The following is an 18,662-nucleotide window of genomic DNA, read 5'->3' as shown; positions in this document are numbered from 1 at the left end:
TTCCGTTTGATGACCTTATACTATCGCCCGAATATTTATAAATTGCTTGAGAATTGTTTGAGAAATATTAATTGACAAGCAAGGCAGCCATGCTTTTAAGAGAAATTTCTTGCCTGTGGCCTGAAATGCCGTCGCCTTGCTTGATCAAGGACCTTATGGTATCTCTCCGCTTGACTGCTGGCTGTAAGAAAGGCTTTGTCCCTGAACGTTTCAGTTTGGATGCGCTCTGATGTAATGTATTCGATGCCCACCCCATCCAGTGTTTTGCGCAGCGCGTTTATGAGGCTCTCCGACTCAAAGCTTTGGAGAAAATCAACGGTGAAATAATCATCGGCACAGACCATATTGATACGAAGCCCTTATTCATACAGAACTCCTTCCACCTTGGCATGCGGCGAAAGCCCTGTATCCAGATGCTCAAAATCATCCGTCAGAAGCCGTAAAGAGAGAAAAGCCTGCCCTTTTTGAAAAGGCAGGCTTCGCGCTGTTTTTGGCAGCCAGGCTATCATAACGCCCAAAGGAATCAGAAATTGACATTTAGGAAAGAGGCTTGTCTGAAAGCGCCCAGCCTTCAACGACCCTTGCACCAATCGGCTCCGGATTGTCCTTAAAGTTGACGAACTCAAAAGACATTTGTTCGAATTTCTCGCCGGTCTTTTTATTGGTGATGTGCACGGAATAGCGAATGGCACACCAGTCGTCCTCAATCAGCATGTTATAGAAATCGCCTAACTCCACCTCATATGCCGCAAAGAACTGTCCCATCATGTCTTTGTACTCCTGAAGGGTCAGCCGCTTGCCGTAGACGTTGTAATGGGCGTCCGGCTCATAGAGAGTATTGCACCATGTAAGCCAGTTCTCGTAACCTCCATTCCAGTTTTTAAATCCGTTCTGAAGGCGATCCTTGATAGCCTCCTGAAAATTTTTGCTCATAGTAAAATCCATCCTTTCTGATAATTGTATTTCGGTATAACAACCGCCTGGGTATCAGGCCGCTATGCGCTATTTCCCCACCGGTAGGGATACTCCGGCCTCTTTGAGTGTCCGGGTGAGAGCCTCCATGTAAGGATTGGCATCGTCAGTGAATGGTCCGTGTACGCCGATCGCGACATCAAGAAAAGCGCTATAATCCTCATTGACATGAGTTTCCCAGCGCGTGATTTCTCCTTGGTCATTCGTTTCAACGAAGCCATACGCATAGAAACTCATTTTGGTGCCGTTTTTCATATGTCCTTCGAACAAGGTCTTCATGACGAAGCCGTTGTCGGCTGGCCAGCATTTGAAATCGACCGGACCCCAGTCTGGAAATCTGAGCGAATATGCCTTTGCTTCCATCGTTGCCGAGGTAGACACGGAGATGGGCTGTGTTTTCAACTGTATAAGCTCTTTCCCAAAATAAGGGGAAAAGTATACGGCGTCGTCCGCGAACTTCCATTCCTCATAGGTTGCACCGTCTTTTACCGCTTTTCTATCGTAGGCAGCATGGTAGCTTTCGGCCATCCGGCGGTGCAGGGCGATTCGCTCTTCAAGCGTTAACTTTGTACTCATTTTCACACCTCCTTTCCATATGGCTATCCTAAAAGCGGTATGTTTGCGAATTGTTTAAGAAATGTTTCATAAATATTAAGCGGAAAATAAAAGACGCTTTGATTGAGCACAGAAGGCCAATTAAAGCGCTTTTTATTGGCATTCAAAACCACACGCTATGCGTGTGGGACGGTGTAGCGATAGTGTTGATATGGAAATAGAGAAGCTCCTTTTGCTAAAATAAGTACGGGTAACGCCAACCGCACAGAAGCAAAAGGAGGTTCATCCATAACCAATAGACGAAAAAAGTTTGTCGCATACGAAGTGGAAATGTCAATACCATGTAGTTGTTGTGCCGAAGTTCCGGCGCAAAGTGATTTACGGGAGGTTAAGGCAGGACATAGGGAAAATTCTGCGGCAACTTTGTGGTTTTAAACATGTGGAAATCATAGAAGCACACGCAATGCCGGATCATAGTCATATGCTGGTATCAATACGGCCGAAACTTGCAGTGTCAGATTTCATGGGATACCTGAAAGGGAAAAGTACGCTCATTATCTTCGAGAGGTATGCCAACATGAAGTACAAATATGGGAGGAGAGTGTTCTGGTCAAAAGGGTACTACGTGAGCACCGTAGGCGCGAACAAAAAAGTTATTCAAGAGTACATCAAGAATCAAGAAACTGAAGATATCATGGCAGACCAGCTGAGCTTCAAAGAATTTGAGGACCCATTCAAAAATTTGCCGGAACTTGAAGACGACTCACCGGAAGTACCGGTTGACAGTGAAACAAACAAGTAAAAAGTGACGCCAACGTGCGGTTGGCGTCACTCATTATGCGCCCGTTTTGAGGTGCGGCTGGTATTATGGCCCCTATGGGGCCGTTATTCATACCCCGCGCTCTGCGTGGGGGTCTGATCTGCTGCTATTAAAACATGCCGCATAGATAAAACAGAGGCATCTGGAATCCCCCAATGCCTCTGCATAGGACCAATATATTACTGATTCGGATTTTGTTTAAAGCTGTTTCCCGCTACAGTGATTGCCGGGGTCCGTCTCTGAATTCATTTGATATACCGTTGCTCTGAATAAACTGTGATATCTGACGATCCGCGCTGAGAATGAAGTTGCATAGGAAATCGCGGTCGACCTTGACCGGAACCTTGTCACAGCAGGAAAGGATGAGATTTCGGTCGAGCTTCGGGATGATTTGTTTCGTAAAGTATTGAAGCGCCTTTGGACGCTTCGACAGCAGTTCCTGAAAGAGCTCGATCAGCTTGTCGTTTTTGCGGTATTCGTTTTTGGGGTAACCCCTTGACAGAAGAGCAATGTTGTTATCAAAATTTGGTGCCAAGGACAGCACCGCCCCGGTCTGCACATCGCGCAGAATCCCGTAATTTTCCGTATGCCTGTCCATATTGAAGCACAGAGTGTCCAGATAAATCAGGGTGACATACTGTTTGGCGGTATCTGGAAATAACGTTTCAAAGGCATCAAAGTTAAAAATATAGTTGTCGTTGTCACCGACAAGACCGTTCGCCGCCTCATAGTTGACACTGGCGCCGTCCGTGAAATCACGGCTGCGGATGTACTTGCCGTCCAGTTCATATTCCGCCATGGAGAAACCCAAGGCTTTCCCCAGCTCATAAATAAACATTTCTGAGAACCGTTCCAGGTCGTTGCCCTGCTTATAAAGCCACCAGTGCCCGTCAATCAATCTCCAGCATTTTTCGTAGCTGCCAATATTGGTCAGCTCCGGAGTGGGACTGTATTTTATATTAAAGCTGTCCGGGTCGCCGTACAAAGCCAGCTTGTCAAATAGATTCTCTTTAAACACAATATCACGATAGGCGAGTGAGTTTGCCTCGCCGCTTTTAAACCAATAAGTATCGGTAATAGTGGCGGCGTTGACTTTCAGGACCGTGGAGACATCATCATAATTGCTGAGCCGTAGCGCCTTTTTCAGAAGCCTTGAGTTCGTGCGGTGCCGGTCGATTGCCCTGCTTTCAAGCCCGCCTTCCAAATAGCCGGTTCGTTTTAAATACAGAGGAAGAAGAACCTCGTTTATCACTTCCAGATTGCCGTCTTTTACCTGGGCGACCTGGATGTCGCGGGACATTAAGGTTCCGTTGAGCTGCAGCAACTGACACCGCCTCCCATCCATTATGCTATGGCTTTATCGTAAAGTATTTTCGTAATGGAAACTTCCGCACGCCCCGATTTTTCTATCAAGCGTCCGGTCACTGTCAGATAAAAGATAAACCACAGGGCTTTTGGCCTTGTGGTTTCCTGTTTTTGGTGGAGCATAGCGGGATCGAACCGCTGACCTCCACACTGCCAGTGTGGCGCTCTCCCAGCTGAGCTAATGCCCCTCATGTCAGAAAACCTAGTATTCATGCGGTTTTCCGGATTTTCCAATTTTTCGTTTGTCTTTTTCTTGTGGGGGAGTACAGGTGGCAGCTTGCGCTCCCAGCTGAGCTAATACCCCGTCTGTCATGTTTTTCGACAGCTTTAACATAGTATCATATTTACGGATTGTTTGCAAGAGTCAAAACGAATTATTACAAAAAGTTTCTGAGAATAAAATGAAATTGAAAAAATATGGAAATTATGATAATATAAAAAAAACTTTAAGAGTTAAGGGGACCTCCATGGATAAATCCACGTCTCAAATATTGTTGATCCTGTTGTTTATCCTTATGTCAGCGTTTTTTTCAGCAAGTGAAACAGCGTTTACTACTTTGAATAAGGTGAGAATTAAAAGCCTGGCCAATAACGGAAATACCCGTGCAGCCGTCACACTAATGCTTGCGGAAAATTATGACAGCCTGCTGTCCACCATACTGATTGGCAACAATATCGTAAATATTGCCAGTGCCTCCGTCGCAACCATTCTTTTTACAAGCCTGTTCGGGGGCGCAGGTGTCACTGTTTCGACGGCCGCTATGACTGCAATAGTATTGATTTTTGGTGAGATATCGCCAAAATTTCTGGCGAAAGAAAGTCCTGAAAGTTTCGCACTGTCGGCAACACCGATTTTAAACTTTTTTGTAATGCTGTTTACTCCTCTGAACTATCTTTTTTCCGGCTGGAAAAAACTGCTGGGCCACGTTTTTAAACGCAGGGATGAAAAAAAAGTTACGCAGGAGGAACTGATGACTTTTGTCGATGAGGCCCAGAGTGATGGGGGAATTGACGAACGCAACGGTGAACTGATCCGCTCCGCAATAGAATTTAATGATTTGGATGCAAATGACATATTGACTCCAAGGGTTAATATCGTCGCGGTAGACCGAAAAATGCCCATGGATAAAATTACTGATCTTTTTCTTGAGACAAGTTACTCACGGCTGCCGGTCTATGAAGATTCCATAGATAACATTGTTGGCATGATTCATGAAAAAGACTATTTCCGGGCTCTTTACAAAGGGGAAACCGCAATCGCGCAGATAGTCAAAAAAGTTTCCTATGTTGGAACCGGCATGAAAATATCGGACCTTCTGCGCCTTTTACAGCAAATGAAAACCCATATGGCGGTTGTTGTGGATGAATTCGGAGGGACGGAAGGCATCGTCACAATGGAGGATATTTTGGAAGAGCTCGTAGGCGATATCTGGGATGAACACGATGAAGTGATAGATTATTTTAAGAAAATAAATGATTTGTCCTATGAGGTAAACTGTGCCGTCAGCCTTGACGATATGTTCGATTTCTTTAAAATAGATCAATCAGAGGACGAGTCCGACTCCGTAACAGTCAGCGGGTGGGTCATGGAGCGGCTTGGCAAAATTCCGGCTGCAGGCGATAATTTCGAATTTCAAAAGATGAAATTCACGGTTACAAAAGCGGCGGCCAGACGGGCCACGATGGTATCGATCCAACTTCCTGAGCCCATTCGGGAAGCAGCGGACTGAAAATTTGCTTTTCAGACATTCAGCCGGGAAAGGGGACGCTTATGTCAGAATCATTGATTACGAAAAAGGCGATTGCCCAATCCGTTAAGGAACTAATGAAAAAAGAGGACCTAAGAAAAATATCGGTTTCAGATATCGTGAAGAAATGCGGCGTCAACCGCCAGACATTTTATTATCATTTTAAAGATAAGTATGATTTGGTCAACTGGATTTATTATAACGAAGTGGTCTCCGCCGTATCCTCTCAAAAAACTTTTCATGACTGGAGCGACGTCATGCTGGATATTCTGAGCACAATGAAGAGGGAAAAATGCTTTTACAGAAACGCATTTAACGTGACAGGGCAAAATGCCTTTCAGGACTACTTCTTCAACCTCACCAAAAGCCTGTTGATTGAAATCATAGGGGAGATGGAGGATGGGAAAGGAATTCGTGAGAACGATAAAAATTTTATCGCCGAGTTTTACACGTACGGCCTTGTCGGAATTGTGATACAATGGGCGCGTAACGGAATGAAGGAACAGCCGAAGGAACTCGTCGATAAATTAAAATACTTTATCGATGACAGCAAACAGTTTACAGCCGCCCGATATTTGGGAAAGCTGACAGGGGAAAGCGGCGGGTCGGACCGCCGTTGATTTTACCGCGCTTTCTGGGTACAATACCGGCACCGGATGCCCTGGCTGGAATCAATCAGATAGCACCGCCCTCCGGTTACAAATCTCTTTAAGATCATGCGGTCCGTTTCGGGACTGAGGAGGAGAAGAGGCTTGCTGCGCGAGGTCAGAGAGGAATTCATCAGCTTACTTACCGCCAGACGGCAGGAATCGATCTTCTGTCCGGCTTTTGAAATATAGTACCAGCCGAAAAGGCAACCGTAATTTGCCATGCAGTTGATGAAACCGTCGCTGCAGCATGATTTTGCAGCGGGTGAGCCGATTTCCGCGATGTATCCGAAGAGACATTTCCTGCTTTTTAGAATATGAAAAGAGCGGCCGCACCCTTCCGCCATTTTTTCCGGGTCGGCGAAAGTGTTGATCCTCACGGATAAAATAATATTTCCGGTTTCGATGATTTTCTGCGCCAGGCTGTCGCTGATGTCGCAGCCTTCGGAAGTGATATAAAACACACAGTCGTGGTTTTTTCTGCACGCTTCGAAAATCTTGTCCTGGTAACGGAGGGGGTGTAAACCGCAGATAACGAAAAAATAGACCCCCTCTTTTTTAATAAATTCTACCGCTTCACATAAATTTTCCGGTGAGATCCTCCACAGGTTTTTTCTTTCCGCCGCCTCCGGCTCCTGGACCTGGTCCGTAAGGACGGCCGCCCGGTTAAAACACATGTTGGTTCCGATTTCCTTTAAAATGGAATGGTCAACGTTCTGAACCATGGAGGTAATCATCCGATAAAAACAGCTCCTGGGATTTTTCGCTTCTTGGCGGACTTTTGAAATAATGCTTTCACCGAAAATATCTTCCGTCAGATAGCTGAACAAATCCACCGCGTTCTTCATACTGCGCCGTGGATCGGTTACAATCCCGTGAAGGGAAAGGTCCACTGTCGCACTGATGGCGGCACGTTTCATTACCGCGTCAAATTCCATATCGGTCACTCCCAGACAAAAATACATTCTTTTCTGTGAAGATAAAATAGACAATTTTACAAGAGTGTAACAAATTCTTACGCTTTCGTCGGATTGTTTCATTCCAAGTGGAAATCAAACAAGAAAACTGAAATTCCACCAATCGATCTGTGTAAATTAAGACTTTTATCCCGTGGATAATATGGTATACTTTGTTTGCGGATCATGGCTGATAGAAGCAGAGGTGTATATTACAGTGCAGGCTATGGAACTTTCTTTGATCTTGCCGGTTAAAAATGTGGAAGAAGAGATTGTCGGGATCCTTCGTTTTGTTCAGAAGCAGGCTGAAGAACTGAACTCGGAACTGATCGTTGTCGATATGGGTTCGGTGGATCGTACCGTTTTGCAGGCGGTGCGGCAGATGAAAGAGATGGGACTCCACGGTTATGTGATCCAGAATGGGAATTCGACGGCTTCCGCGGCGCTGAATACGGGAATTCAGAAAGCCGACGGCAGTTATATTTCTTTTATTTTTGCCCGCAGGCTGTATGAAAACTTTGTCCCTGCTTTTTTGGAAACCGCAAAGCGGACCAAGGCGGATTTTGTATTTGGCTGCACCGGCCGCGAGGAAGCCCGGTCGGCGGAACGGCGTTCGCTGAGCAGCGCGATCCTTCACCACGGCGGAAATCAGTATCTGAAAAGCTGGATTCTGCGGGGCGCGGCGATCGATATCTCCGCAGTGCTGATTCGGCGATCCTTCCTGCTGGAACGACAGATTGAATTTGAGGAAGCCTGCCGCTACGGGTATTCGGAGGAATTCATCGCCCGGTGTCTGCTGCTTTCTGACGCCGTGGTTCAGGCGCCTGTGGTGCTTAGAAGGAATGAAACCTGCGAGCTGAAACGCGGCAAGCAGAAGCCCGCCGGGACGGATATTTTCCAGCGCGTGGAGTCGGTCCTCCGCATTGCGGACGCGGTCAGGAGCAACTGCCCGGAGGATGCGGAACTGCTTCGGCTTGTGGAACGGATCAGAGTGCCGCAGGCCGTTATGAACGCGGTGGACGTCCTTCTGCGCGAGGGCAACGATGCGCGTTCCGTCCGCGGCTGCCTTCAGGCCTTCGGATATAACCGTCTTCTGACGGCGGACCGCAGAATGGACCCGAAGCTTCGTAGGAGCATCCTGCTGTGGCGTTTTTCCCCCGGGCTGTACCGTCCCCGTTAATTGCGTCGGCAAGCCGGCTGTTTTTAGTCACAACGGGCCAGCTTTTGAGCGCAATGACCGACGGAGTGAGGTCCCACACCAGCGGCGCCGCCAGCAACCTGTGAAGCCATTCCGGCGGAAACAAAAGACTTTCCGTCAGCACGTCAAATGCAATGATCAGATTCAATTCCAACAAAATCAAGAGATCGCCCCGAGGCTCCAAATTGGAAAGTCACGGGGCTTTTTCCGCTTTTTTCTTGAAGCCCGTTTGGCGCTATGCTATAATAACCTCACGGCGTAAGCGGAAGCAGAGCTTCCGACGCCTGAGAGAACATTGAACCATGATTGCGGGCTGATCACGCGTTTTTATGCGGCTCCGCGGTTCATGTTATAATAATTTGTAATCCAAACACATGGGAGGAATTCCGTTTGCCAGAAGAAGCCCCGTTCCTGTCTCATCTACCGGCGCCGGATAACGGCGAAGCCGTCCGGCGGGTTCGAGAAATCATGGCGATGCGGACGCGCGGCGGCCCGCCGTTGGCGCTGGTGCGCACTTACGGCTGCCAGCAGAATGTTTCCGACAGCGAAAAGATCAAGGGCTTCCTTGCTCAAATGGGATTTTCGTTTACGGAAAACGAGGAAGACGCGGATTTTATTTTGTTCAATACCTGCGCGGTGCGCGAACATGCGGAGGACCGGGTGTTCGGAAACGTCGGCGCGCTGAAGAATGTGAAACGCCGGCATCCGTCCACGCTGATCGCCGTCTGCGGCTGCATGATGGAGGAGGAAAAAGCCGCCGAGCGGATTCGTTCCGTGTTTCCGTTTGTCGGTCTTGTGTTCGGGACCCACGTGATCCACCGCTTCCCGCAGCTTCTGCTGCGCGCGCTGACGGAAAGCGGGCGCGTGTTCGAGCGCGGGGACGACAGCGGGGACCGCGAGATCGCGGAGGGCCTTCCGGTCCAGCGGGACGGAAAAGTCAAGGCGTGGCTCACCGCCATGTACGGCTGCGACAATTTCTGTTCCTACTGCATCGTGCCCTATGTTCGGGGACGGGAGCGCAGCCGCGAGCCGGAGGCGATTCTGGAGGAATTCCGGGGGCTTGTCCGGGACGGATACAAAGACATTACCCTGCTGGGCCAGAATGTCAACTCCTATGGCAAATCCCTTGCACACCCGGTCAGCTTTGCCGCTCTCCTGCGCATGCTGGACGAAGCCGAGGGCGATTACCGCATCCGTTTTATGACCTCTCATCCCAAGGACCTGACCAAAGAGCTGATCGATACCATCGCGGCGGGCAGGCATATCAGCCATCATCTCCACCTGCCGTTCCAGTCGGGAAACAACCGGGTTCTGAAAGAGATGAACCGCGGTTACACGAGGGAGCAATACCTGGACCTGACTGCTTACGCGAAAGAAAAAATTTCCGATCTTTCCCTTACTTCCGACGTGATTGTCGGATTTCCCGGGGAAAGCTATGAAGAGTTCCTCGATACGGTCGATCTGATCCGGCGCGTGGAATTTACTTCCCTGTTTACTTTTATCTATTCGCCCCGCACGGGGACAAGAGCGGCCGGATTGCCGGATCCTGTGCCGATGGGCGAAAAAACCAAGTGGTTTCAGGAACTGTGCGCGGAGCAGGAGGCGATTGCCGCAAGGCGCTGCGCCTCTTCCGTCGGGACGGTGCAGAGAGTGCTGATCGAAAGGCAAAATCCGAAGACGGGGCTCCTGACCGGCCGCACGGACGGAAACATCGTGGTCGATTTTCCGGGCAAACCCGCCCTGACCGGCGGGTTTGCCGACGTCCGCGTCACCGGCGCGCGCAACTGGATTCTGAGCGGGGAACTGATCTGACATTTTTATGAAGGAGAGACGATATGGATATTATTCAGATGACAAGGGATTTGGGCAAGGAAATTCAGAAGGACGACAGATACCTGAAAATGCAGCTTGCGGTTCAGAATACGGATGACGACGAGGGCCTGCAGGACCTGATCGGCCAGTATAACCTGAAAAGAATGTCGTTGGAATCGGAGGCCAGGAAACAGGACCGCGATCAGGAAAAGCTTCAGGCTTATCAGCAGGAGCTGAACAGCCTGTATGAAACCATCATGAAGGTTCCGAGCATGGCTGCGTACAACGAAGCCAAGGCCCAGATGGACACCCTGCTGCGCCGCGTCAACGCGATCATCGAGCAGAGCGCGAACGGCGCGGACCCGGAGACGGCGGATTACGTCGAGCATTCCTGCGGCGGCGAATGCGGCTCCTGCAGCGGATGCCACTAATGAGTGGGATTCATCCCGCAAAGACGGAGCGAATGCGGATTTGAAGGGAAATGGAGGCGGTCAGCGAGTATGGCGGAATTATCCCCCATGATGAAGCAGTATTTTGAAGTGAAAAAACAATATCCGGACACGATCCTGTTCTTCCGCCTCGGAGACTTTTACGAGATGTTTTACGACGACGCGAAGCTTGCGTCCCGCGAGCTGGAACTGACGCTGACGGGGCGCGACTGCGGCCAGCCGGAGCGGGCGCCGATGTGCGGCGTCCCGTTTCACAGCTATGAGACTTACGTCGCGCGCCTGATCGCGAAGGGGTACAAGGTCGCCATCTGCGAGCAGATGGAGGATCCGGCGCTTGCGAAGGGGCTGGTCAAGCGGGACATCATCCGCGTCGTGACGCCCGGAACCGTTCTGGAAAGCAGCATGCTGGACGAATCGCGCAACAATTACATCTGTTCCCTCTGCGTTTCCGGCACGCAGGCCGGCGTCTGCTTCGCGGATGTTTCCACGGGGGAACTGCACGCGACCACGCTGACCGGGAAAAACGCGGAGGAACTGACCCAGCGGCTGATCAATGAACTGAGCCGCTTCTCTCCGAGGGAAATCCTGATCGGACAGGAGGCGCTTGACCTGAGCACGCTTCCCGATTTTATCAAAAAGAGGCTGAGCGTCAGCCTGGAGCTGCTTTCCGGCGACGATTTTGCATCGGAGACCTGCGCGCCGCTGGTCCTGGAGCAGTTTCACAAAAACAGCCTGGAGGACCTGGACCTTTCCGAAAAGCCGGAGATCACGCGCGCGGTCGGCGCGCTGCTCAAATATCTGAAGCGGACCGAGAAGACCGGACTGGAGCGCATGGAGGAGCTGGACCTTTACAGCGGGACCCAGTACATGCGCCTCAGCCTGAACACGCGGCGAAACCTGGAACTGCTGGAAACCATGCGCAGCAAGGAAAAGCGCGGCTCGCTTCTGTGGGTTCTGGACCGCACGAAAACCGCGATGGGCAAGCGCCTGATCCGCAGCTGGATTGAAAACCCGCTGCTCAGTCCGGCGCAGATCGGCCGGAGGCTGAACGCGGTGGAGGAGCTTTCCGAGGACAGCATCCTGCGGGACGGGCTTTCCGGCCGGCTTTCCGGCATCCACGACCTGGAGCGGCTGATGTCCCGCATTGTTTACGGGACTTCAAACGGCAGGGAGCTCAAAAGCCTTTCCTTTGCGTGCGAATCGCTCCCCATGCTCAAATCCCTTTTGAAGGATTCCCGCTCCGAGCTGCTCCGGGGAATCTGGGCGGATCTCGACGAGCTTCAGGATGTCCGGGAACTGATCGAGCGGGCGATTGTGGACGAGCCACCGTTTTCCATCCGGGAGGGCGGCGTGATCCGCCCCGGCTTCAGCGCGGAACTGGACCTGCTCAAAGGGGACATGAGCGACGGGCGCGGCGTGATTGCGAAAATCGAGGCGCAGGAACGGGAGAAAACCGGCATCCCGAAGCTGAAAGTCGGTTACAACCGCGTCTTCGGGTACTACATAGAGATCAGCAACGCCTATAAGGACCAGGCGCCGCCCGAATACATCCGCAAACAGACGCTGACGAACTGTGAGCGTTTCATCACCCCGGAGCTCAAGGAGCTGGAGGGCCGCATCCTCGGCGCGCACGACAAATCCGTCCAGCTTGAGTATCAGCTCTTCGACTCCGTCCGGAAGCAGGTCGCCTCCCAGATGAGCCGGGTTCAGAGAACGGCGGCGGCCGTCGCCCGCCTGGACGTCCTGCTTTCGTTCGCACAGGTTTCCGTGGACCGCAAATACATCCGTCCCGTCGTGAACCTGAGCGGGAAAATCGTTCTGAAGGAAAGCCGCCACCCCGTCGTGGAGGCGCTTTCGGAGGAACCGTTCGTTCCGAACGACGCGGAGCTGGACCGGGAGGAAAACCGGGTCGCGATCATCACCGGGCCGAACATGGCGGGAAAATCCACTTATATGCGGCAGATCGCCCTGATCGTCATCATGGCGCAGACCGGCTGCTTTGTTCCGGCCTCGGCCGCGGAAATCGGGATCGTGGACGCGATCTTCACCCGCGTCGGCGCGTCGGACGATCTGGCCTCCGGCCAGTCTACCTTTATGGTGGAGATGTCGGAGGTGGCGGAGATCGTCAGGGAGGCGACAAAGGACAGCCTGCTGATCCTGGATGAGATCGGCCGCGGGACCTCCACGTTCGACGGCATGAGCATCGCCCGCGCGGTCCTGGAATATGTGGCGGACCGAAAGCAGCTCGGCGCAAAAACGCTGTTCGCGACCCATTACCACGAGCTGACCGAGCTCGAAGACCTGATTCCGGGCGTCAAAAATTACAATATCGCGGTCAAAAAGCGCGGGGACGACATCACCTTTCTGCGCCGCATCGTGCGGGGCGGCGCAGACGACAGCTACGGCATCGAAGTCGCGAAGCTCGCCGGCGTGCCGAACCGGATCATCACGCGCGCAAAGCAGATCCTCTCCGAACTGGACAATGGGGACGAGATTTCCCCGCCCAAACGGCGCGCGGCGAAATCCGGGGAAGAAGAGGACGATCTGCAGATGGCGCTGACTCCTCCGAACCATTCGGAAATCCTGGACAGGCTCGGAACGCTGGACGTCAATACCCTGACGCCGATCGAGTGCATGAACGCGCTGTTTGAACTGACCAAGCTTGCAAAATAGCCGGCGGACTCCGAAAAAGGGGGAATCATTTTGACAAAGTCGATTTTAAGAGACGGCCGTGAACTTTTGATCCGCCGGGCGGAGGAAAGCGACGCGGAACAATTGATCGCATATCTGAACCTTGTCGGCGGGGAAAGCGATTTCCTCACTTATGGAAAAGACGAATGCCGCTTTACCGCGGAGGGGGAAAGACAGTTTCTCCGGGATCAGAAAAGCAGTCCGTCCAGTCTTTTTCTAGTCGGCTTTGTCGGCGGGGAGCTGGTTTGCTCCGCGAATCTTGCCGGGGAAAGCAAGGAGAGGCTTGCCCACAACTGCGAACTGGGCATCACCGTGCGGGAAAAATACTGGAACCAGGGTGCGGCGAGCGCCCTGCTGGCCGAACTCATCCGTTTTGCCAAAGAGAATAAAATTCTGAAAGTGATCCATCTTGATGTCTACGGGAATAATGAAAACGCCATCCGGCTGTATGAGAAGTTCGGGTTTCAGACCGTGGGGCGGCTGAAAAACTATTTTCGGGTCGGCGGCCATTATTACGACGATCTCATCATGGATCTGTATCTGTAAACATCCTGCGAATCGGAAAGAAGGGCGCGCTGTGGGAAAAATCAATGTGCTGGACAAACATGTCGCGGAGCTGATCGCCGCGGGCGAAGTGGTGGAGCGCCCGGCCTCCGTCGCCAAAGAACTGGTGGAAAACGCCGTGGATGCGGGCGCGTCCGGCGTCACGGTCGAAATCCGGAACGGGGGAACCACTTTTCTGCGCGTGGCGGACGACGGCTGCGGCATCGCGCGCGAGGATGTGCCGCTCGCGTTCCTGCGGCATGCGACCAGCAAGATTTCGGGCCGCGAAGACCTGGACCGCATCGGGACGCTCGGCTTTCGCGGGGAGGCTCTGGCCTCCGTCGCCACCGTGGCCCATGTGGAACTCCTGACCCGCACGGAGGGCGAGCTTGCGGGCACCCGCTATGTGATCGACGGAGAAGGGGAGAAGGCCTGCGAGGACGCCGGATGCCCCCAGGGGACGACCATCGTGGTGCGCGACCTGTTTTACAACACGCCGGCCCGGATGAAATTCCTGAAAAAGGATGTGACCGAGGGAAACGCGGTCGCGGCCGTCGTGGACAAAGCGGCCCTGTCCCATCCGGAGGTTTCGTTCCGGCTTCTTCGGGACGGAAGGGAAACGCTCCACACGCCGGGGGACGGTCGGCTGAAATCCGCCGTTTACGCGGTCTATGGAAAGGAATTCACCGACGGTTTGATTCCGGCTGACTACGAGCTGAACGGAATCGGGCTCAGCGGTTTTATTTCCAGGCCTTCCGCCGCCCGGCCGAACCGGAGCATGCAGAATTTCTTTATCAACGGCCGCTATGTCCGGACGCGGACCGCTTCCGTCGCGCTTGAGGAAGCGTTCAAAGGCTCGCTGATGGTGGGGAAGATTCCGGCCTGCGTGCTCCACCTGGAAATTCCGCTCGGCACGGTGGACGTCAATGTCCACCCGACCAAGATGGAAGTGCGTTTTATCAATGAAAAGCCTGTGTTCGACGCGGTTTATCACGGCGTGAAAACGGCTTTGAACCGCGGAGACAGACCGCCGGTGATTAACCTGCCGAAGGAGCGGCAGGAGCCGCGCTTTCAGGAGGAGAGCGTCACGCAGGTGCGCTTCGCGGCGCAGCGGGAACGGGAGGACGGGGAAACGCGCTTTCCGCAGGTTCCTCCGCCGGTGCGGGAGAGGAGCTGCGCCGTGCATGATTCCGTCTGCGACATCGAAGCCGACGACCTTCCGGATCCGACGCCGCCCCGCGCGGTGCCGGCTTCCAGCTTCGCAAGTGTCAAGAACGAAGGAAATTTGACGGAGCCGCTTCCCGCTTCGTTCTCCGGCACAGCCCCCGGAATTCAAGCCGCTCCGGCCGATGCGCCGCAGCCGGAAAAGCAGGAAGAGGAAGAAGTTCCGGAGCGTCTGATCGGGGAGGCGTTCGGGACTTACATTGTTCTGGAACGCGGCGACTGCCTTGTATTTGTCGACAAACACGCGGCGCACGAGCGGATGCTGTATGAAAAGCTGAAAAGCGGAGGCGGGGAAGCGTTCTGTCAAATGCTGATCGAACCGGTCCCCGTCACCTTGGAAAAGAACGAATACTCGGCGGTTCTCGAGTCGCTCGAACTTTGCAGGCAGGCGGGATTCGAACTGGAGGATTTCGGCGGCGGGACGGTGCTGGTGCGCAGCGCGCCGATGATCCTCGGAAACGAGGACGTCTCCGGGGCGGTGATGGAAATCGCGGGTTATCTTGCGGAAAACAAAAGCGACCTGACGACTCAGAAGATCGATTGGCTGTATCACAACGTGGCCTGCCGCGCGGCGGTGAAGGCGGGCGACGACACTTCTCCGATGGAGCTTGCCGCGCTTGCCCGGAGAGTGGAACGGGAGGACGTCCGGTACTGCCCGCACGGAAGACCCGTTTCCTTTTTGCTTCGGAGGAAGGATCTGGAGCGCCAGTTCGGGAGAATCCAGTGATGGAACGGATTCCGGTCGCGGCGGTCGTCGGGCCGACCGCCACGGGCAAAAGCCGGCTCGCGGTCGAACTCGCCCTGCGCTTTCACGGGGAGGTCGTTTCCGCCGATTCCATGCAGATTTACCGCGGCCTTCCGATCGGGACGGCCCAGCCGGCGAAAGAGGAAAGGAAGGGCGTTCCTCACCATCTGATCGGATTCCATGACCCGGAAAAGCCGTTCAGCGTCGCCGATTACGTCGCCCTGGCTTCGGAATGTATCCGCGGGATCCGGGAGCGGGGCCGCCTCCCCGTGTTGGCGGGCGGGACCGGCCTGTACGTCGGCTCCCTGCTTCGCCATCTGAGTTTTTCGCCGGAAGGGCGGAATGAGGCGCTGCGCGCGGAACTGCTCCGGAGAGCCGGGAAGGAAGGCCCGAAGGTCCTTTGGGAGGAACTCAGAAGTTTTGACCCGCAGTCCGCGGAGCGGATCCATCCGAACAACGTCGGGAGGCTTGTGCGGTCCATTGAGATTTACCGCGAAACCGGGATAACCATGACGGAACAAATGGAGCGTTCCCGCCGGGAGCCTTCGCCCTATGACGCATGTCTGATCGGCTTGGATTACCGTGACAGGTGTAAATTATACCGGGCGATCGATCTCCGCGTCGACAAAATGATGGAAACCGGGCTTCTGCCGGAGGCGGAAATGGTTTTGAATCTTCCCGAGGGAACGACTGCCCGCCAGGCGATCGGTTATAAGGAATTCCTCCCTTATTTTGAAGGAAAATGCGGCTTAACGGAGGCTGTGGAACAGGTGAAGCGGGAGAGCAGGCGCTATGCCAAGCGGCAGCGGACCTGGTTTCGGAGGCAGGAGCAGGCGGAATGGATTGAGATCGATGAAGAACCGGATTTTTTATCCGTTTCCCAAAAAGCGGAAGAGATTCTTTGCAGAAAGGGATGGAATCGGTCATGAACAACCCTCTTCTCCGGAGGATCGCCGCGTCGGCGATTGCCTTTTTGCTCCTCTTCTATGTCGGCTATCAGATTTACCGGTCCCATCACACCGGCATCCAGACGGAAACCGCCGCTTACTTTACCGCGTCCGATTCCGTGATGGTCAGTGGAATCGCCGTGCGCGACGAAGCCCTGCTGAAGGGCGGGGACGGCGGCGTGATCGATTACGTCCTTTCCGCCGGCGACAAGGTCGCCAAGGGGGGAACCGTCGCGGAAATTTATTCCAGCGCGCAGCAGGTGGCCGCGCGGCATGAGATGGAAACCGTGAACAGTGAGATCAATCAGCTGGAGGCGCTCCAGTCGCCGGGCGACACCTACGCGGCCAGCCCGGATTCCCTGGATGAACAGATTCACCGCCAGATATCCGAGATGGCCGGTCAAACGGTTGCGGGTTCCTTCCTTTCTCTGACTCAGTCGCGGGAGGACCTTCAATACCTGCTGAACGAGCGCCAGATCATCACCGGAAAGGTGACGGATTTCAGTTCCAGGCTGAAAAATCTGCAGGCAAAGCTCGACGAGCTGAAAAAACAGGCGGGCGCCGCTCTCGGCAAGATCGTATCCCCGGCTTCCGGATATTTCATTTCCTCCACCGACGGACTGGAAACGGCAATTGATTTTACCAAGGTCCAGGGGCTGACCTGTGATCAGATACAGACAGCGCTGGGTGCCAAGGCGGCTGCCGGCGGATCCCCTGGGAAAATCAGTAAAGATTATGAATGGTACTTTGTTTTCAACGTATCCTCGGGGCAGGCGACCGGTTTCCGGCAGCTGGCAGACGGAGGCACCGTTTCTCTTCAGTTTCCGTTTGTTTCCAACCTGACGGTTCCGGCGTCCGTCGCGGCGGTAAACCAGTCGGGCTCCGATTCGCCGGCAGCGGTGATTCTTGAATGCAACTACATGAATTCGGAGCTGGCAGATATTCGCAAGGAGACGGCGCAGGTGGTGGTACATCAGTATACGGGAATCCGCATCAGCCAAAAGTCACTTCATTTTGAAACTGTCTCCAAAACGACAAAGGACGAAAAAGGAAAAGCAAAAACGGTAAAGAAGGAAGTGAGCGGGGTATACATTCTACATGGAAATCAAATTAGTTTTCGCCAGGTCGTGCCGCTTTACAGCACGGACGATTATGTCATTTGCGACCCAAACCCCAGCTCGGACGGCCTGATGACGGACGAAACGCTCAAACTGCACGATGAAGTTGTTGTGGAAGGGACCGATTTATATGACGGAAAGGTTGTCCAGTGAACTGGAACGGCGTTTTTTGGATGTGGAAGAGAATCTGAAAGCGGTGCGCGGCAGGGTCGCGGAGGCCGCCGTAAAAAGCGGCAGGACACCGGAGAACATCACTCTCCTGGCCGCGACCAAGACTGTGCCGGCCGAGGTCATCAACCACGGGATAGAGCTCGGGATCGACCATATCGGAGAGAACCGGGTGCAGGAGCTGTGTGATAAATATGATTCTTATGATCTTTCGAACTGCGAGCTTCAGTTCATCGGCCATCTGCAGACCAACAAGGTAAAGTATCTGATCGGCCGGGTTTCCATGATCCAGTCTGTCGATCAGCTGAAACTCGCAAAAGAAATTTCCCAGTTAAGTGAAAAGCGGAGTCTTGTAACCGATATACTGATTGAAGTCAATATCGGGCAGGAACCGAATAAATCCGGCGTTTTGCCCCAGAATCTTTACGAGCTGCTCGAATCTGTCCGTTCCCTTCCCGGGATTCGGATCCGCGGGCTGATGGCGATTCCTCCGGCGGGGGCCCCGGAGCGGGAGACAATGAATTATTTTTCGCGGATGAACCAATATTTTATTGACATAAAGAGCAAAAAAATAGATAATGTAACTATGGACTTCCTGTCGATGGGGATGTCCGCGGACTATTTTCAGGCAATTCTGACAGGCGCAAACCTGGTTCGCGTGGGAACAGCGCTGTTTGGACCGAGAAATTATAACAGATAGGCTT

Annotated in this window: 16 protein-coding genes and 1 tRNA gene; 12 read left to right on the top strand and 5 right to left on the bottom strand. The window is 53.2% G+C overall.

Features of this window, described 5'->3' with window-relative positions:
- Positions 1–537 precede the first annotated feature (537 nt).
- Both VA597_RS09815 and VA597_RS09810 read right to left on the bottom strand, forming a co-directional pair.
- The gene (locus VA597_RS09815; protein ID WP_326974512.1) at positions 538–933 is read right to left on the bottom strand and encodes a nuclear transport factor 2 family protein; all 396 of its coding nucleotides are present in this window, start codon (positions 931–933) and stop codon (positions 538–540) included.
- A gap of 69 nt (positions 934–1,002) precedes the next feature.
- Positions 1,003–1,548: a hypothetical protein gene (locus VA597_RS09810; RefSeq protein WP_326974511.1), complete on the bottom strand. Its 546-nt coding sequence runs from the start codon at positions 1,546–1,548 to the stop codon at positions 1,003–1,005.
- 274 nt (positions 1,549–1,822) lie between these two features.
- Between VA597_RS09810 and tnpA the strand changes: the two genes are divergently transcribed.
- Positions 1,823–2,329: an IS200/IS605 family transposase gene (tnpA, locus tag VA597_RS09805; protein ID WP_326975678.1), complete on the top strand. Its 507-nt coding sequence runs from the start codon at positions 1,823–1,825 to the stop codon at positions 2,327–2,329.
- Positions 2,330–2,561: 232 nt separating this feature from the next.
- Here tnpA and VA597_RS09800 read toward each other — a convergent pair whose 3' ends face one another.
- Positions 2,562–3,671: a hypothetical protein gene (locus VA597_RS09800; protein WP_326974510.1), complete on the bottom strand. Its 1,110-nt coding sequence runs from the start codon at positions 3,669–3,671 to the stop codon at positions 2,562–2,564.
- Between the two features lie 153 nt (positions 3,672–3,824).
- Positions 3,825–3,900, bottom strand: a tRNA-Ala gene (locus tag VA597_RS09795).
- A 213-nt stretch (positions 3,901–4,113) separates the two neighbouring features.
- On the opposite strand from VA597_RS09795, the gene VA597_RS09790 reads away from it, so the two are divergent.
- The gene (locus tag VA597_RS09790; protein ID WP_326974509.1) at positions 4,114–5,442 is read left to right on the top strand and encodes an HlyC/CorC family transporter; all 1,329 of its coding nucleotides are present in this window, start codon (positions 4,114–4,116) and stop codon (positions 5,440–5,442) included.
- A 41-nt stretch (positions 5,443–5,483) separates the two neighbouring features.
- The gene (gene dhaS / locus VA597_RS09785; protein ID WP_128742587.1) at positions 5,484–6,080 is read left to right on the top strand and encodes a dihydroxyacetone kinase transcriptional activator DhaS; all 597 of its coding nucleotides are present in this window, start codon (positions 5,484–5,486) and stop codon (positions 6,078–6,080) included.
- A 2-nt stretch (positions 6,081–6,082) separates the two neighbouring features.
- Here dhaS and VA597_RS09780 read toward each other — a convergent pair whose 3' ends face one another.
- The gene (locus VA597_RS09780) at positions 6,083–7,045 is read right to left on the bottom strand and encodes a hypothetical protein (protein WP_128742586.1); all 963 of its coding nucleotides are present in this window, start codon (positions 7,043–7,045) and stop codon (positions 6,083–6,085) included.
- Between the two features lie 244 nt (positions 7,046–7,289).
- Between VA597_RS09780 and VA597_RS09775 the strand changes: the two genes are divergently transcribed.
- From VA597_RS09775 to VA597_RS09735, 9 genes are all read left to right on the top strand, one after another.
- The gene (locus VA597_RS09775; RefSeq protein ID WP_243112791.1) at positions 7,290–8,243 is read left to right on the top strand and encodes a glycosyltransferase family 2 protein; all 954 of its coding nucleotides are present in this window, start codon (positions 7,290–7,292) and stop codon (positions 8,241–8,243) included.
- Between the two features lie 408 nt (positions 8,244–8,651).
- Positions 8,652–10,073, top strand: coding sequence for a tRNA (N6-isopentenyl adenosine(37)-C2)-methylthiotransferase MiaB (gene miaB / locus VA597_RS09770; protein ID WP_243112477.1), 1,422 nt, complete (start codon positions 8,652–8,654; stop codon positions 10,071–10,073).
- 23 nt (positions 10,074–10,096) lie between these two features.
- The gene (locus VA597_RS09765; RefSeq protein ID WP_128742584.1) at positions 10,097–10,504 is read left to right on the top strand and encodes a YlbF family regulator; all 408 of its coding nucleotides are present in this window, start codon (positions 10,097–10,099) and stop codon (positions 10,502–10,504) included.
- Between the two features lie 69 nt (positions 10,505–10,573).
- Positions 10,574–13,195 carry a DNA mismatch repair protein MutS gene (gene mutS / locus VA597_RS09760; RefSeq protein ID WP_128742583.1) on the top strand — a complete coding sequence of 874 codons (2,622 nt, stop codon included), beginning with the start codon at positions 10,574–10,576 and terminating at the stop codon, positions 13,193–13,195.
- A gap of 30 nt (positions 13,196–13,225) precedes the next feature.
- On the top strand, positions 13,226–13,759 hold the full coding sequence (locus tag VA597_RS09755) for a GNAT family N-acetyltransferase (protein ID WP_164919014.1): 534 nt from the start codon (positions 13,226–13,228) through the stop codon (positions 13,757–13,759).
- Between the two features lie 31 nt (positions 13,760–13,790).
- Positions 13,791–15,707 carry a DNA mismatch repair endonuclease MutL gene (gene mutL, locus VA597_RS09750; protein ID WP_326974508.1) on the top strand — a complete coding sequence of 639 codons (1,917 nt, stop codon included), beginning with the start codon at positions 13,791–13,793 and terminating at the stop codon, positions 15,705–15,707.
- A complete protein-coding gene (gene miaA / locus VA597_RS09745) occupies positions 15,707–16,654 on the top strand; it encodes a tRNA (adenosine(37)-N6)-dimethylallyltransferase MiaA (protein WP_128742580.1) in 948 nt (315 codons plus the stop codon). Before mutL ends, miaA begins: the two co-directional genes overlap by 1 nt.
- Positions 16,639–17,943 carry an HlyD family efflux transporter periplasmic adaptor subunit gene (locus VA597_RS09740; protein WP_326974507.1) on the top strand — a complete coding sequence of 435 codons (1,305 nt, stop codon included), beginning with the start codon at positions 16,639–16,641 and terminating at the stop codon, positions 17,941–17,943. The genes miaA and VA597_RS09740 overlap by 16 nt, the downstream gene beginning before the upstream one ends.
- Positions 17,921–18,658: a YggS family pyridoxal phosphate-dependent enzyme gene (locus VA597_RS09735; protein WP_128742578.1), complete on the top strand. Its 738-nt coding sequence runs from the start codon at positions 17,921–17,923 to the stop codon at positions 18,656–18,658. The genes VA597_RS09740 and VA597_RS09735 overlap by 23 nt, the downstream gene beginning before the upstream one ends.
- Positions 18,659–18,662: the final 4 nt, after the last annotated feature.

The organism is Caproicibacter sp. BJN0012 (assembly GCF_035986805.1).
Classification (GTDB): Bacteria; Bacillota; Clostridia; order Oscillospirales; family Acutalibacteraceae; genus Caproicibacter.
The sequence above is the reverse complement of the archived record's forward strand: the minus strand, read 5'-3'. Positions and strand labels throughout refer to the sequence as shown.